Genomic DNA, 15,581 nt, shown 5'->3' with positions numbered 1-15,581 from the left:
CGGTCGGCGACGCGTTCTGATGGTCTGGACCGCGCCCCGGACGAAACGGCGTTCCTCTTGGAGAAAAGAACAAGCGATGACCGCATATCCCACCCCGCCCTACCCCGAACAGCAACAGCCCATTCCCGGCCGGACCGATGCGATGGAGCCACGGCCGGACCATGGCGAAGAAAGTTACCGGGGTTCGGGCAAGCTGACCGGCAAAAAGGCGATCGTTACCGGCGGCGACAGCGGCATCGGCCGCGCCGTCGCGCTGGCCTTTGCACGGGAGGGCGCGGACGTGCTCATCTCCTATCTGGACGAGCATGACGACGCTGAAGCGACGAAGGCGCTGGTCGAGGCGGAAGGGCGGCAAGCGGTGCTGGTGCCGGGCGACCTGTCCGACCCGGATCATTGCCGAAAGGTCGTCGCGACGGCGGCGGAGACGTTCGGGCGGATCGACGTGCTAGTCAACAATGCGGCGCATCAACGCAGTTTTTCGGCGATCGAGGACATTGCGGACGAGGAATGGCAACAGACCTTCGCGACCAACATCCACGCGATGTTCTACCTGTCGAAGGCGGCCATCGCGCACATGGGCGAAGGTTCCTCGATCATCAACACCACGTCGATCAATGCGCAGGACCCGAACCAGCAACTGCTGGCCTATGCTACGACCAAGGGTGCGATTCATAACTTCACTGCCGGGCTGGCGCAGATGCTGGCGGAACGGAAGATCCGGGTGAACGCGGTCGCGCCGGGGCCGGTATGGACCCCGCTCATTCCATCGACGATGCCGCCCGAAGCGGTAAAGACCTTCGGTGAGAATACGCCGCTCGGCCGTGCGGCGCAGCCGGCCGAACTCGCCCCGCCCTACGTGATGCTGGCCAGCGACGAAGCAAGCTACATCACCGGTGCCACGATCCCGGTGACCGGCGGACGACCGTTCCTGTAGCACGACGATACGGGCATGCGCCGATGGAATGCGTGAGCGCAACGGCAGGAGCGGCAAGCACCGTCGATGCCGGCATGCGCGAACCTTCGTGCGCATGTGCTACCTGACGGGCAGGGCGCAGGTCGATGTCCGCACCGGCTTTGTCGTATGGGACCGGCGGAATTGGTCCGATCGCGCCGGCAGAATGCCGGAGCCTTCGTCGCTGATTCCGACCATCCACTGCGGTTTCGCGACGCACAACCGGGCGGACGGACGCGACAGCGTTCCGCCGTTCGGTCCTACCCTCGTTCGGAAGGGTCGCCCGGACCGCTGGTCGTCAACCGATGGTCGTCCGCTTTCGGTTCGCCCACATCCTGCGCAGACCGCGAAGCCGCGACCCTCATCCCAGCCGGTCGAGCATCGTTTCGATGCCGCCGTGCAGCCCCGGCAAATCGATACCGCACAGCCGGGCACGTGCCTGACCCGAAAAAAGCGCCGACAGTAGCGCCCCGTCCGCGACCGATACTTCGGTTCCCGGCGCTGATATTGCACGCAGATGGCGGATCGATGTACGTCCGCGCAGATAGCGGAGTTGCGCGGCAAAGGGGTGCAATGCGGGATCGCGCGATGCCGCCAGCGTCAGTTCGAAGAAGGCCCGCAACGCGGAGTCGTCGCCGGAGCGGTGCGTCCGGCCGACGATCAGGTCGACCGGCGCGTCGCCCTTCCCCAGCGGCGCGACGATCTGCCGGTACAATGCCTCGCACGCCGCGCGTAACAGGTCGGCGCTGGTGCGGAACCGGTTGGACACGATGCCAAGCGTCTGACCGGCCTCCTCCGCGACCGAACGATGGGTCAGCCCGGAAACCCCACGATGCGCGACCGTCCGCGCCGCGGCGGACGCGATCTGTTCGGTAACCGCGTCCCAATCGGGAATTGCGGGCTGACCTGCCAGCACCTCGCGCACTGCCAGCGTCCGCCACGGTGCCGGCGTGCCCACGCGTCCTTCGACCCACCCTGCCCACGTCGCGCATAATTCCGATACCGCGGCGCGGTCGATCAATCGGCGCCACCGAACCATGTGCAGCGACGTCTCGCCATCGAACAACAGCACGACCGACGCCGTGAGTTCCCCGATGCCGAACCGGTCGCAGATCGGCTGCCAGAAATCGAAAAGGGATTGCCACCATGCCTGCGCCACATCTCGAAAGGCCGGCTGGCGCATCGACACCGACAGCACCTCACGCATGGCATAGGCGAGCGTGCGCTGATGTTCACACCAGTCGTCGATCGTCGCGCCGAGCAGAAGCGCGAAGTCTGCCGCACTGCCGTCCGCACCGTCCAGCAGGCGTTGCTGCGCCCGAAACCAAGCCGCCGCGCGATCCAGCGCTGCGCTGGCGGCATGGGTCAACAGGCCGTCCATGCCCCCGAAATGGTGATAGATCGACGATACGGGTATCGCCGCATCGCCCGCGACACGCCGCGCGGTGATGCCGGCAGTCCCCACGGCTTCCCATTGCGCGATGACTGCGGCCAACAGGCGGCTGCGGGATGTCTCGACGTCGTTCATGCGAAGGGACTAGCGCGTCCGACCGGCCTTGTCCCTTCAATACGATCGTTACAGAAGATTTGGTTTTGCCACCGCGCCTTACCTCGATCAGGCGCTGGAGAGATGGAGGAGAGAGCGAAACGCTGCGTACAAGTGTAACAGAAATGACCCCATACTGACGGTCAGGTGAAATACATACGTTCTAGAGGCGACCCCAAGTTAATTCCTGGGGGCAGTTCATGACCATCGTTCGCCGGACCGCAGCGTCCACCATCGCCATCGTCGTCGCGACGTTCGCATCCGCCCCGACCTTCGGACAGCAGCTCGTCACCGACGATCCGCGCCCGGCCGACGCGGCGGCGACGGCACCGGTCGAGGATCCGGGTGCGTCGGACGACATCGTCGTCACCGGTTCGATCGTCGAGGCGCAACGATCGTCGATCCTGCAAAAGCGGATGGCCGACAATCTGGTCGATATCGCCGCAGCCGACGCGGTCGGGCGCTTCCCCGATCAGAACAGCGCGGCGGCCCTCGCCCGGCTGCCCGCCGTCGCGGTGCAGCGCGATCAGGGCCAGGAACGCTATGTCCACGTTCGCGGCGCGCCGAACCGCTGGACGTCGGTCAGCATCGACAACGTCCCCGTCATCGGCGTCGACGAAGGGGGCACGACCCGCGCCTTTCGCTTCGACGCGATTCCGGCGGTGCTGCTGAGTGGCCTCGCCATCAACAAATCGCTGACCTCGAACCTTCAGGCGGAAGCGATCGTCGCGAATATCGACCTGCGCACCTATTCCCCGATGAGCGAGAAGGGGCTGAACGTACAGGGCGACGTCGGCTACGGCGTCATGGGACTGGGCAGCGGCGAACAGCGGCAGGGATCGCTGCGTGCAAGCTGGTCGAACGACGTGTTCGGTATCGTGGTCGGCGGATCGCATTATCGCCGGAACCAGGTGACCGACAATCGTGAGGTCGGACTGTACGACGAACCGACCGGAGCCACCGACACGCAGTCCGGCCCGACCGAGATCGACATCCGCAGCTATCGCCTCATCCGTGAGAATAACGGTCTGTTCGCGGGGCTGGAATATCAGCCAGCCGATGGTCAGCGCATGTGGGCCAAGGCGATCTACACCGGTTTCAACGATGACGAACAGCGCAACCAGTATGAGCTGCGGCTCGACCGCGCGGCGTCGGGGACCCGCGACCTGACCGGCGGCGATCTGGTGCGCGTGCCGGTGCGCGGCACCTTCAACGACGGCCAGTATCGGACCCGCAATTACATCAACACGATCGGCGGCGAAGTGGACGGTGCGAACGGGTTCAAGGCGGCGGTCGCACTGAACTATACCCGTACCGAAAATACGACCGATCTGCCGCTGGTGCAGGCAAGCACGCCGACATCCGCCTCCCCTTCGCTGTCGTTCGACTTCAGCGACCCACGCTTCCCGGTCGTGCAGTTGTACGCGACCAATGCGGGGGCGGTGCCTTCACGGGGCAGCGCGCTTTCGGGCTTCGACCAGCGAACGCTCGCGGCGCCGATGGTCATTATCGGGCGGCAGGACAGCTTCACCGACAGTTATACGATGAAGCTCGACGTATCGCAGGAACTGGGCGCGGTCACGCTGTCTGCGGGCGGCCTCTATGCCGACCGGTCGATCACCGGCTTTACCTTCGCCACCGCCAATGTCGTCAACCTCGCCAGCTTTCCCGCTGGATCGGGGCTTGGCTTCGACATCAACAGCTACGTCACCGACCAGCGTTGGGACACCGGCTTCCCGCTAGGCTTCACGCTGAACAACATCGACAACAAAGCGATGCGCGGCGACATCGACACCATCCTCGCCCGCCTGCGCACGCTCGGCACCTACGACCCGTCGCGCGACGTACCGGTCAGCAACCGCTATGCGCTCGGTGAAAAGCTGCTGGCCGGCTATGGCATGGCGAAGTTTACGTTCGATGGCGGACAGGTCGTGGCCGGCCTGCGCGTCGAGCATTTCGACCTCGACAATCGCGGCACCGCGACGCTGGCCGGCGGTCGGCTCGAACCGCTGTCGGTCGGACAGCGCTATACCGACCTGTTCCCCAGCGTGAACACGCGGTTCGACCTGACCGATCGCCTCGTGTTCCGCATGGCCGGGCAGCGTGGGGTCGCCCGTCCGTCGTTCGGAGAGGTGCGCGTCGGATCGTCGATCGACGACACCGCCTCGCCCGGCCAGATCGGCGGCGGCAACCCGACGTTGCGCCCGGAATATACCTGGGGTCTCGACTCCAGCCTCGAATACTACCTGCCCGGCAGCGGAATCCTGTCGGTCGCGGGCTTCCACCGCTGGGTCGACGACGTCCTGTACGGCAATACGCAGGCCGTGGGCAGCGATGCGTTCGACGCCGGGGGCATCGACCGTTCGGGCTATCTGCTGTCGTCCACGTTCAACGGCGGACGTGGTCGGCTGTACGGCGTCGAACTGAACTACCAGCAGCAATTCACTTTCTTGCCGGGTATCCTCGACGGCTTCGGGTTTCAGGGCAATGTGACGCTGCTCGACGGCAGCTTCGACACCGCCGAACGGAAGGATATCCGCTTCCCCGGCACGTCGAACCGCATCGCCAACGCCTCGCTCTACTACGAGAAGTTCGGACTGTCGGCGCGAGTCAGCTACCAACACCGTACCCGTTGGCTCGATACGTTGGGGGGTCTGGGACTGGGTGGCGGCGGCGATGAATATCGTGCCGGCTACGACAATGTCGACGTCGCGCTGCGCTACGCGGTGACGCCGAATTTCTCGCTCTACGCGGACCTGAGCAACCTCACCGACGCGGTCTATTCGGCCTATCAGGGCAATGAGGGCCGCCCGACCGAGGTCGAACAGATCGGCCGCCGCTACCTCGGCGGTGTCCGCTTCAATTTCTGATCCGTCCGCGACCAAAGGATATCGATATGCGCCATTTCCTCGGCCTGACGGCGGCGTTGCTCGCCGTCGCCCTGCCCCATCCGACCGCTGCAATCGCTCAACGGCCTGCGCCCGCAACGCAACATCAGCGGGTTCTGCCGCTGGAGGGCGGACAGAATTTCCGCGACCTAGGCGGCTATCGCACGAACGATGGCCGGCAGGTGAAATGGGGGCTGCTCTATCGGTCCGGCGCGATGAACAACCTGACCGATCGCGACTTCGCGCAGCTGGAAGCGCGCGGCATCCGCACGGTCTGCGACTTCCGCGCGACCCGCGAGCGCGACGGCGCTCCCGTCCGCTGGCCCGGCAAGACCAAACCCGCGATCTTCGCCGAAGACTATAGCATGGATCGCGATTTTGCCGGACTGATGCGCCCGAACCTGACCGGCGCGCAGGCGGCCGATGCGATGACGCAGGCCTATGCGCAGATGCCGCTGCGCTTCGCTGGCCAATATCGCCGGATGTTCGCGGAAATGGTCGCCGGACGCGTCCCGCTCGCCTTCAACTGTTCGGCGGGCAAGGATCGAACCGGTATCGCTGCCGCACTGGTGCTCACTGTGCTCGGGGTGCCGCAGGCGACGGTGATGGAGGATTACCTGCTGTCGAACCGTTATTATGACCCCCGCAAGGGCGCAAGCGGCACCGCCGCCGACGATCAGACCGCGGCGTTCATGAAGCGCCTGCCGCCCGACGCGCTCAAGGCGTTGATGGGGGTCGATCGCCGCTATCTTGATGCGGCCTTCGCCACGATGCGTGCGCAGCGCGGCGGTTTCGACGGCTATCTGCGCGACCAGCTCGGCCTCGACGCGGCGGCGATCAGGACACTGCGCGCACGCTACCTAACCCGCGCCTGATCGTCCTCCGCCCCGCCGTCGCAGCGCATGATGGCGGGGCGGCGTACGTCCGGTCTGTATTCGCAAGGAACGGTATTCCCGTTCAGGCTTGCGGTGCCCAACGCGACCCGTAACCATCCTCCTCGAATGGAGGAGAACGCCGAGGTCAGGCCGGCTTCACCGCGTCGTAATAATGATTGCCACCTTCATCCAGATGACAGCGGTCGAGGCGAAGTCCGGTTCGGTCGAGAACGCGGGTATATTCCAACGCCCCCAGCGAGATCGATCGCTGGTTCGTCAGCGTGTCGCGCCATTCGCAGGCTTCGCGCGGCGCGCTGAACAAAAACCGTCCGCCAGGTTCGAGCGCATCGGTCACGCGCGCGATCAGCCTGTACTGGTCTGCTGGATCGAGCAGGAAGATCAGCCCGATCGAGACCGCGCCGGCGAAGCTGCGTCCGAAGAAGATGCTGTCCTGCGCCGGTTCGCAGATCGCCGATGCCTGTGGCACGTTGCGGCGGAACGCAGCGACCAGCGAGGCGGAAGCGTCGATGCCCCATACCGCAAACCCACCATCGGCCAGCGCTCTTGCGATCGGTACGCCCGACCCGCAACCGACATCGACGATCGGTGCGCCGCCCAGTAGATGCTCCTCTGCCCACGCACGCACTAGCGATGCCCCGACCCCGGACCGGATCGCGACGAACCGGTCGGCGATCGCTTCCCAGCCGGCGGATGGATCGGTGGTCGTCATCCACCCATCAAACGCAGGCAACGCGTGGCAGATCAACATCAACGCCGATATCCGTCATCAACATACTCCCGTGATCGCACCGGAACCGCATCCTGTCCGATCCAGTCACCGCCGCAACGATCAGTACCGACCGGCGTATCGGATCAGGCCGACGAAGCCGCCGTCGCTTCGCCGCGACGTTTGACACCATTCGGACGACGCGTGGTCAGCAGTCCGTGAACCCGCGTGGCGAGATCGGCATGGCGGAACGGCTTGGACAGGCGTGGAATATCCAGCGGAACGTCCTCGCCGGTTGCGGCATATCCGGTGACGAGCAGCGTCGGCAGCCACATCCCACAATTGCGCAGTTCGGCGATCAGCGCCGCGCCGGTCATGCCGGGCATCAGGTAATCGGTGACCAGCACGTCGGCGTCGATCCCCGACCGGATCGCCGACAGCGCCTGCCCAGCAGACGCCACGTCTACGACGTCGTAGCCCAGATCGCGCAGCATATCCGCCGTGGCCGTCCGCACCATATCCTCGTCGTCGACCAGCAAGACCCGTGCGCCGTGCGGTGCCGGCACCGGTTCGCCAGGCTCGGCATCGGCTGCCGTCACCACTTCGTCGCTGACCGGCAGCCACAATTCGATCGACGTACCCCGCCCCGGTTCGCTGTCGATGCGCAGCGTACCGCCCGACTGCGCCGCCAGTCCGTGGATCATCGACAGGCCGAGGCCGGTGCCTTTCCCGACGCCCTTGGTCGAGAAGAACGGTTCGACCGCGCGGGCCAGCGTCGCCCGGTCCATGCCGACCCCGGTGTCGCTCGCGACGATACGCACATAGCTGCCGGGCGACAGGCCCACCGCGTTGCGTTCTTCGACCTGGTCGTTCGCAGCAGTGATGGTCAGACGCCCGCCGCCGGGCATCGCATCGCGTGCGTTGACCGCAAGATTGAGTAGCGCCAGCTCCAACTGATTAGGATCGACCCGCGCCGGCGGCAGCGCGGGCGGCAGTTCGACGATGATCTGGATCGTCGGACCCAAGGACCGGCGGATCAGGTCGGTCATGCCGTGGATCAACGCAGGGACGTCGACCGATCGCGGCTGCAACGCCTGTCGCCTTGCAAACGCCAGCAACCGCTGGGTCAGCGTCGCAGCCCGCTCCGCTGCCTGCACTGCGCCGCCGATGAGCCGCTGCGACCGTTCGTCGTCGGCATGGCGGCGGCGCAGCAGGTCGAGCGTACCGACGATCGGTTGCAACAGGTTGTTGAAGTCGTGCGCGACGCCGCCGGTCAACTGCCCGATGGTGTCCATCTTCGCCGATTGCGCCAGTTGCGCCTCGGCTTCCTTTCGGCTGGTAATGTCGGCGACGATCCCCGTGATGCGGGCCGGCGCGCCGTCATGGTACAACACCAGTCCCTTCGCGGCGATCCAGCGTTGGTCGCCGCCGACGGTGGTGATCGGACATTCAAATTCTACCTGTCCGGTCGAAAGTGCGGTGTCGAACGCCTGCGCGACCTTTTCACGACATTCGGGATCGACCCGCTGGACCATCGTTTCGATCGACCAGTGCGGTTGCAGTTCGGAATAGCCGAAAATCCGGTCGTGGCGCAGCGTCCGTCGCGCCATCCCGCTCGCCAGATCGATGTCCCAGCTGCCCATGTCGGCCGCTTCCAGGGCGACTTCGAGACTGGCGCGTGCATTCTCCAGTTCGCGGGTGCGGTCGGCCACCGCCTGTTCGAGCCGTGCGGACGCATCGCGCACCTGATATTGCCGCCGCCGCGCCTTGAGCGCCGATCGCACCGCGCCCAGCATCGCATCGGTATGCAGCGGCCGTTCGAGCAACAGCATGTTGCCCAGATCGTCCAGCCGCCGCGATGCCGCCGCCGTTCGCGGACGCGCCGATCCGTTGGCCAGCACGACGAACGGCACGTCCGACCATGTCGGCTGGGCCGCGATCCACGCCGTCAGGGCGGACGCGTCCTGCGTCGCGATCGCTTCTTCGGTCACGAGGATCGCACCGATGCCGCGATCCATTTCCACCAACAGCGCGTCCAGCGAGTGGCAGACGCACGACGCGATGGCATGTTGACGCAACAGGTCGGCGGCAAGTTGGGCGTCGCGGCCATGCGGCGCCAGGATCAGGACACGATCTTCCACTAGGCGGCGTTCGGTCCGGAGCCGGTTTGCCCGCGGCTGGCCATCAGGGTCTTGGTTTCGCCCGAGAATGTCGGCACGCCGGTCAGCACCCCCTGAAATTCGCGTAACGGATCGCCGAGACGCAGTCCGTCATCGGTAATCTGAAACTCGCGGATCGTGCGTTCGTGCCGCGCCGTTCGCGTCTTGATGACCGATATCGCCTGACGCACTTCGCCGTTCGCCTCGAAATATCGCAGCTGCATCACCGTATCCGCCAGATAGCTGAGATCGACGTCCGAACGGATATCGCCGGTGATGCCGTGCAGGCCGAGGACCAGCATCGTCACCACCCCGCGCGCACCGAGATAGCCGAGCAGTTCGTGCATCTGGAGCGCCAGATGCTGTTCGTTCGGCATCGATTGCAGATAGGCGTTCAGGCTGTCGATCACGACGACCCGTGCGCCATGATCCTCCACCGCTTCGCGCACTTCGTTGGCGAATTCACCCGGCGACAGTTCGGCGGGATCGATGCTGCGGATCACCAGCGTCCCGTCGTCGACGAACGGGCGCAGGTCCATGCCGATCGCGGCGGACCGTTTCAGCAGCGTAGGCAGGCGTTCGTCGAACAGGAAATACGCCGCGCGGTGCCCGGCGCGCAGCGTGCCGACCATCGCCTGCACCGCCGTCGTCGTCTTTCCCACGCCCGCCGGCCCGGACAGCAAGGTCGCGGTGCCCGGAACGATCCCGCCGCCCAGCAGGTCGTCGAATTGCGCCGAGCCGGTCGACAGCGGCGTATCATCATACGGTTCGCCATGTTCCAGCGCGACCAGCCGCGGATAGACGCACAGCCCGCCCTGCCGGATTTCGATATCGTGATACCCGCCGCGGAACCGGACGCCGCGCATCTTGACGACGTGCAGCCGCCGCCGCTGCGCCCCGAACCCCGACAGGGTCTGGTCGAGGATGACGACGCCGTGCGCGATGCTTTGCAATTGCAGGTCGCTGCTGCTTGCACTCTTGTCGTCGAGCATCAGCACGGTGCAGCGCCGGGACGCGAAGAAGTTCTTGAGCGCAAGGATCTGCCGCCGATAGCGGACCGGGGTCTGGGCCAGCAGGCGCAGTTCGGAAAGGCTGTCGATCACGACGCGGACCGGTGCGATCCGTTCGACATGCGCGATGATGTCGCGGACGGTTTCCCCCAATTCCAGCTCGCTTGGGTGGAACAGGCTCTGTTCGTTCTCGCTGCCCAGTTCGTCGGCGGGCACCATTTCGACCAGCCTGATCGGATCGAGCGACCAGCCATGGCTTGCCGCGACCGCGTGCAGTTCGACCTCGGTCTCGGCCAGCGTGATGTACAGCCCGGTTTCGCCGCGCGTCGCCCCGTCGAGCAGGAAACTGAGGCCGAGTGTGGTCTTGCCCGTCCCCGGTGTTCCCTGCACCAGATATAGCCGTTCGGGCGTCAGGCCGCCCGCCAGAACGTCGTCGAGGCCGGAAACACCGGTCGATACCGTCGCGGGACGTGGAATGGGGTCAGTCGACACATCGTACTCCTGTAGAACCAACGGCCTACGCGATCCGGCGGCACTTCGCCATGGGCCGCGACCCGGATTGCACGCGCCCTGCGCACCATGCACGGTTCGTGCCGCCACCGGTCAGGCCAGACACATGTGGCGGACATGCAACAATGGTTCCCGGCTTTGCCACAAGGCCACCAACGGCAACTTGACAGCGCTGGACAACCCAATAGAGAAACTTGGTTTATGAGTATTGGGCCGAACGAGTCCACTCACGTCGGGAGAGGTTATCATGCGCTACGAACGCGGTTTTGTGAATCGTGCCATTCTGTATGCGGCGGCATCGCCGCTGGTGATCGGGATGGCGTCCACCGCCGCGCTGGCGCAGGCCGTTCCGGTCGGCAACACGCCCGACGTCAACGCCACCCCGCAGGACGCGGTCGCCGCCCCGACGCAGTCCGACGATTCGGGCGAGATCGTCGTCACCGGCATCCGCGCGTCGCAGGCCCGTTCGATCGAGGTGAAGCGCAACGCCGACAGCGTGGTCGAAGCGATCAGCGCGCAGGACATCGGCAAGCTGCCCGACGTCACTATTTCCGATTCGCTCCAGCGTATTCCGGGCGTCCAGATCCGGCGCGAGGCGGGTGAAGGCGGCGCGGTCAACATCCGCGGCCTGCCGCAGGTCACGACGCTGCTGAACGGCGAACAGTTTCTGGGCGCCAATTCGGTCACGACCGTCCAGCCGAACTTCACCGACATTCCGTCGCAGCTTTTTTCGGGCGCGACGGTGTTCAAGTCGCCGACCGCTTCCCTGCAACAGGCGGGCCTGTCGGGCACCGTCGACCTGCTGACGCGCCGTCCGTTCGACCTGAAGCGCGGCCTGACGCTGTCGGCCGCCGCCGAAGCGCAATATGGCGACCAGACGGAGAAGTTCAGCCCGTCGGTCAACGGTCTCGTCGCCTATAACTCCGAAGGGTTCGGGCTGCTGGTGTCGGCAGCCTATAGCGACCTGTCGCTGGGCAACAGCTTCCGCGGCATTCAGGATTACGGCGTCTCGCTGCGCAACGAAGGTGGCAGCGCGACGAACCCCGGCGACTTCGCGGTCGGCAACAACGGCGTCAGCCGTGGCACGGCCGTTCGCAACGGCGCCGGGCAGATCGTCGGATATGACGTGAACGGCGATGGCGACGCCAACGACGCGTTCATCACGCCGCAGTCGCATACCGCGTGGAACCGCATCACCGATCGCAAGCGGCTGGGCATCAACGCGTCGCTGCAATTCCAGCTGAACGACGCGCTGCGCCTGACCGCCGATGGCTTCTACACGAAGCAGACGCAGTATGACCGTACCGCGGGCTTCCAGTTCCAGAACGTCGACTGGCTGTCGTCCCCGTATCTGCCCTCCGCATCGCGCGATACCGGCGCGGTCGTCGGCGGGTATAATCTGAACACCGTCCAGACCTATGCGTACGACCTTCCGAGCTTCGACAGCTATGCCGAAACCTTCCGGGTCAAGAGCGAGTCGCAGAACTACAACCTGCAACTCGACTGGGAAGCGAGCGACCGGTTCAAGGCGACCGTGCGCGGCATCTATGGCAAGGCCAGCCGCAAGCTCGACCAGTCCTATGCGCAGTTCAGCCTGACCGACGGGTCGCAATGGGGCTATGCCGGCGTCGGAAACTATCCCGCCTCGCTGGGCGGCGATGTACGCTTCAACCCGACCGGCTACCGCGTGTTCAGCCAGAAGGCGACCGTCGATTATTCGAGCGGCGAACCGGTCTTCACCTTCCCGCAGGCATTCCTCGACCAGACGCAGAATCTGGGCCGTTATGGCCTCAAGACGATTTCGTCGGAGAACAACGTCTATCAGGACGGCGATATCTGGGCATTGCGCGCGGACGCAGAATGGGAAGCCAGCGACGCGATCAAGGTATCGTTCGGTGGCCGCTATGGCGAACGCAGCGTCGATCAGTTCAGCTTCGAACGCGTTTCGCCCTTCTATGCCGGCAATACCGACAATCCCGCGAACCCGGCGGGCGGCTGCCTGGTCAAATGGAAGGCGTTCGACGTCAACCTCGGCGATCCCAAGTGCAGCGTGCTCGATGCGTCCGGGAATGCCTATACCGCCGGCTATACCCGGCAGGGCAACGATCCGCGCTTCGCGGGTATCGTGAAGCAATATGATCTGCCTGCAGCGGGTACGCCCAAGCTGTACACGATCGATCCGAAGGCGATGGACGATTCCGAAGCGTTCCAGAACAGCTTCTATCCGGGCAGCATCAACAATGTGAACCCGGCGGATTCGTTCAGCATCACGCTGCGTCAGATTTCCGGCTATGGTCAGGTATCGGGCGAAGGCGAGCTGCTGGGCATGCCGTTCCGCGCCAATGGCGGCGTCCGCGTCGTCAACACGCGCTTCACCGTGCGCCAGAACGTCGTCGGCGATCCGCAACCGTACGGCGTATCCGGCGTCGATGCGGGCGACGTGTTCACCAAGCGGGAGTTCACCGACTTCCTGCCCGCGTTCAACATCGCGTTCGATGTGACCGACAAGCTGCGCGCCCGTGCGGCCTATGCCCGTACGATGACGTTGCTCGACTTCCTGCAATGGGGTGGCGGTCTGAACGTCGGATACGCGATCAACACCGCGTTCAACCCGCCGCGCTTCGAAGCGACGACCGCCAATTCGCGCGGCAACCCGCAGCTCAACCCGTGGCGCGCCGACAATCTGGAAGCGAGCCTCGAATATTACACCGGCCGGTCGAGCCTGGTCGCGGCGGGCGTGTTCTACATCAACGTCGCCAGCTTCATCGAGAACGCGACGATCACGCGCGACGATATCCCCGACAATGACGGCGTGATCCGTCGCACCGTGCCTGTGAACACCGTGGTGCAGGGCAAGGGCGGTACGCTGAAGGGGCTTGAAGTGTCGGCCCGTCAGTCGCTGGCGGATTACGGCGTGGACGGTTTCCTCGGCGGGTTCGGCGTCGATGCCAACTACACCCTGTCGCTGGGCGATACCGGGCGCACCGATCTGGCCGGCAACGACCAGCCGTTCCAGGACAATTCGCGGCATCAGGTCAACGCGGCGCTGTGGTTCGAGAAATACGGATTGCAGACGCGCGTTGCGTACAACTACCGTTCGAAGCGGCTGGTATCGTCTGACTATTCCGGTTTCACCGGACTGGCGCAGTATCAGCAGCCGACCAACTATCTCGATGCGTCGATCTCGTACGATCTGCTGCCGCAGATCACGCTGTACGGACAGGCATCGAACCTGACCGCCGAAACCGAACGCTATTATCTGACCTTCCCGGATCAGGTGCTGAACGAGAACATCTACGAACGCCGTTTCATCGCGGGCGTCCGCGCGAAGTTCTGATACCCTGCGGACCGTCGCCCGTCGATCGGACGGGCGACGGTTCGTAGAGCCAACTTCAGGAAAGACACGCATTCCATGCAGGCCGAACCCATCCGATCGATCGTCATCGTCGGCGGGGGGACCGCCGGGTGGATGGCGGCGACGTATCTCGCGCGTCGGCTGACGCATCTGCGCATCGCCATCACCGTGGTCGACAGCGCCGCGATCGGCACGGTCGGCGTGGGCGAGGCGACGGTGCCCGCGATCCGCGACTTCCTTGCCGCGATCGAGCTGAGCGAGATCGAGGTGCTGCGCGAAACCGGCGGCACGATCAAATACGGCATCCGCTTCGATGGCTGGTCGAAGCCGGGCGATGCGTTCTTCCACCCGTTCGGACTATATGGCGTGCCGGCACGCGGCGTGGCCTTTCATCATTTCTGGCTGAAGCTGCGTGCGGCGGGCGACACGACGCCGCTGTCGGCCTATTGCCTTGCGACGCAGCTTGCCGAACGCGGACTGTTCCTGCCGCCCAGTGATCGGCCGGCCAACGATCTGGGCGTCTTCAACTTCGCGGTGCATTTCGATGCGAGCAAGTTCGCCGCGATGCTCCGCCGCCTCGCGCTCGCCAACCATGTCGATCATATCGACGGGCGCATCGACCGGGTCGAACAGGATGCCGACGGGCGGATCGACGCCGTGACGCTGGCCGACGGTCGCCGGGTCGAAGGCGATTTGTGGATCGACTGTTCGGGCTTCCGCAGCCTGTTGCTGGGCGAGGCTCTGGGCGTGCCCTATGTCGACTGGCGCCAGTGGCTCCCGGTCGACCGCGCGGTGGCGATCCCGTGCGAAAGCGCGAACCCCGATCCCCGACCGATGACCACCGCCACCGCCCGCGCGGCGGGGTGGCAATGGCATATCCCGCTGCGCCACCGCGTCGGCAACGGCTATGTCTATTGCTCCGACCATATCGACGATGCGGCGGCGGAGGAGGTGCTGATCGGATCGCTGGAGGGCAAGCCGCTGGCGCAACCCAACCGGCTGCGCTTCACGACGGGGCATCGCGCGCGGTTCTGGGAAAAGAACGTCGTCGCGCTGGGGCTGTCGTCGGGGTTCCTCGAACCGCTGGAATCGACCAGCATCACGCTGATCCAGTCGGGGCTGGAACGCTTCGTCGCGCTGTTCCCGGACCGTGACTTCGATCCCCGGCTGGCGGCGACGTTCAACCGACAGTCGCAGCTAGAAATCGAACGGATTCGCGACTTCCTGTTGCTCCATTACCGCGCCAACGGTCGCGTCGGGGAGCCGTTCTGGGACCGGATGCGCGCGATCGCGCCGACCGAGGGGTTGCAGATCAAGCTGGACGCGTGGCGCAGCGGCGGCGAGTTCGTGCGGAACGAGTGGGATACGTTCCAGGACCCGAGCTGGCTGAGCATGTATGCCGGGTTCGACGACCTGCCGCGCCGCCATTCGCCGCTGGCCGACCAGTTCGACGTGGACGACCTGACCGCGACGATGGCGAGGATGCGGGCCGCGATCGATACGACGCTGGCGCATGGGGAACCGCATGCCGCGTTCCTCGACCGCATGGTCGGGTGAAG

At 65.2% G+C, this 15,581-nt stretch carries 9 protein-coding genes; 5 read left to right on the top strand and 4 right to left on the bottom strand.

The genetic code is table 11. The features are described 5' to 3' along the window. Nucleotides 1-76 precede the first annotated feature (76 nt). The gene (locus tag IFT55_RS10510; RefSeq protein ID WP_192091794.1) at nt 77-934 is read left to right on the top strand and encodes an SDR family oxidoreductase; all 858 of its coding nucleotides are present in this window, start codon (nt 77-79) and stop codon (nt 932-934) included. Between the two features lie 379 nt (nt 935-1,313). Here IFT55_RS10510 and IFT55_RS10505 read toward each other — a convergent pair whose 3' ends face one another. After that, nucleotides 1,314-2,480, bottom strand: a complete 1,167-nt coding sequence (locus IFT55_RS10505) for a TetR family transcriptional regulator (RefSeq protein ID WP_192091792.1) — start codon at nt 2,478-2,480, stop codon at nt 1,314-1,316. Between the two features lie 218 nt (nt 2,481-2,698). On the opposite strand from IFT55_RS10505, the gene IFT55_RS10500 reads away from it, so the two are divergent. Next, nucleotides 2,699-5,368, top strand: coding sequence for a TonB-dependent receptor (locus tag IFT55_RS10500; RefSeq protein ID WP_192091790.1), 2,670 nt, complete (start codon nt 2,699-2,701; stop codon nt 5,366-5,368). 26 nt (nt 5,369-5,394) lie between these two features. Beyond that, nucleotides 5,395-6,261, top strand: a complete 867-nt coding sequence (locus tag IFT55_RS10495) for a tyrosine-protein phosphatase (protein WP_192091788.1) — start codon at nt 5,395-5,397, stop codon at nt 6,259-6,261. A gap of 145 nt (nt 6,262-6,406) precedes the next feature. Here the strand turns inward: IFT55_RS10495 and IFT55_RS10490 are convergent, their stop codons facing one another. The 3 genes from IFT55_RS10490 to IFT55_RS10480 form a co-directional block, all read right to left on the bottom strand. Next, nucleotides 6,407-6,991: a class I SAM-dependent methyltransferase gene (locus tag IFT55_RS10490; protein WP_192091786.1), complete on the bottom strand. Its 585-nt coding sequence runs from the start codon at nt 6,989-6,991 to the stop codon at nt 6,407-6,409. Between the two features lie 143 nt (nt 6,992-7,134). Further along, entirely contained in the window at nt 7,135-9,129 is a 1,995-nt protein-coding gene (locus tag IFT55_RS10485; protein WP_192091785.1) for an ATP-binding protein, read from the bottom strand. After that, the gene (locus IFT55_RS10480) at nt 9,129-10,649 is read right to left on the bottom strand and encodes an ATPase domain-containing protein (RefSeq protein ID WP_192091784.1); all 1,521 of its coding nucleotides are present in this window, start codon (nt 10,647-10,649) and stop codon (nt 9,129-9,131) included. Before IFT55_RS10480 ends, IFT55_RS10485 begins: the two co-directional genes overlap by 1 nt. Nucleotides 10,650-10,935: 286 nt before the next feature. Between IFT55_RS10480 and IFT55_RS10475 the strand changes: the two genes are divergently transcribed. Together IFT55_RS10475 and IFT55_RS10470 are read left to right on the top strand one after the other, a co-directional pair. Next, on the top strand, nt 10,936-14,004 hold the full coding sequence (locus IFT55_RS10475) for a TonB-dependent receptor (RefSeq protein WP_342029283.1): 3,069 nt from the start codon (nt 10,936-10,938) through the stop codon (nt 14,002-14,004). 75 nt (nt 14,005-14,079) lie between these two features. Next, complete coding sequence (locus IFT55_RS10470; protein ID WP_192091783.1) at nt 14,080-15,579, top strand: tryptophan halogenase family protein; 1,500 nt, start codon at nt 14,080-14,082, stop codon at nt 15,577-15,579. Nucleotides 15,580-15,581: the final 2 nt, after the last annotated feature.

The organism is Sphingomonas sp. CFBP 13720, from assembly GCF_014842075.1.
Classification (GTDB): Bacteria; Pseudomonadota; Alphaproteobacteria; order Sphingomonadales; family Sphingomonadaceae; genus Sphingomonas.
Note: the sequence above shows the minus strand (reverse complement) of the source record. Positions and strands in the feature narration are given on the sequence as shown.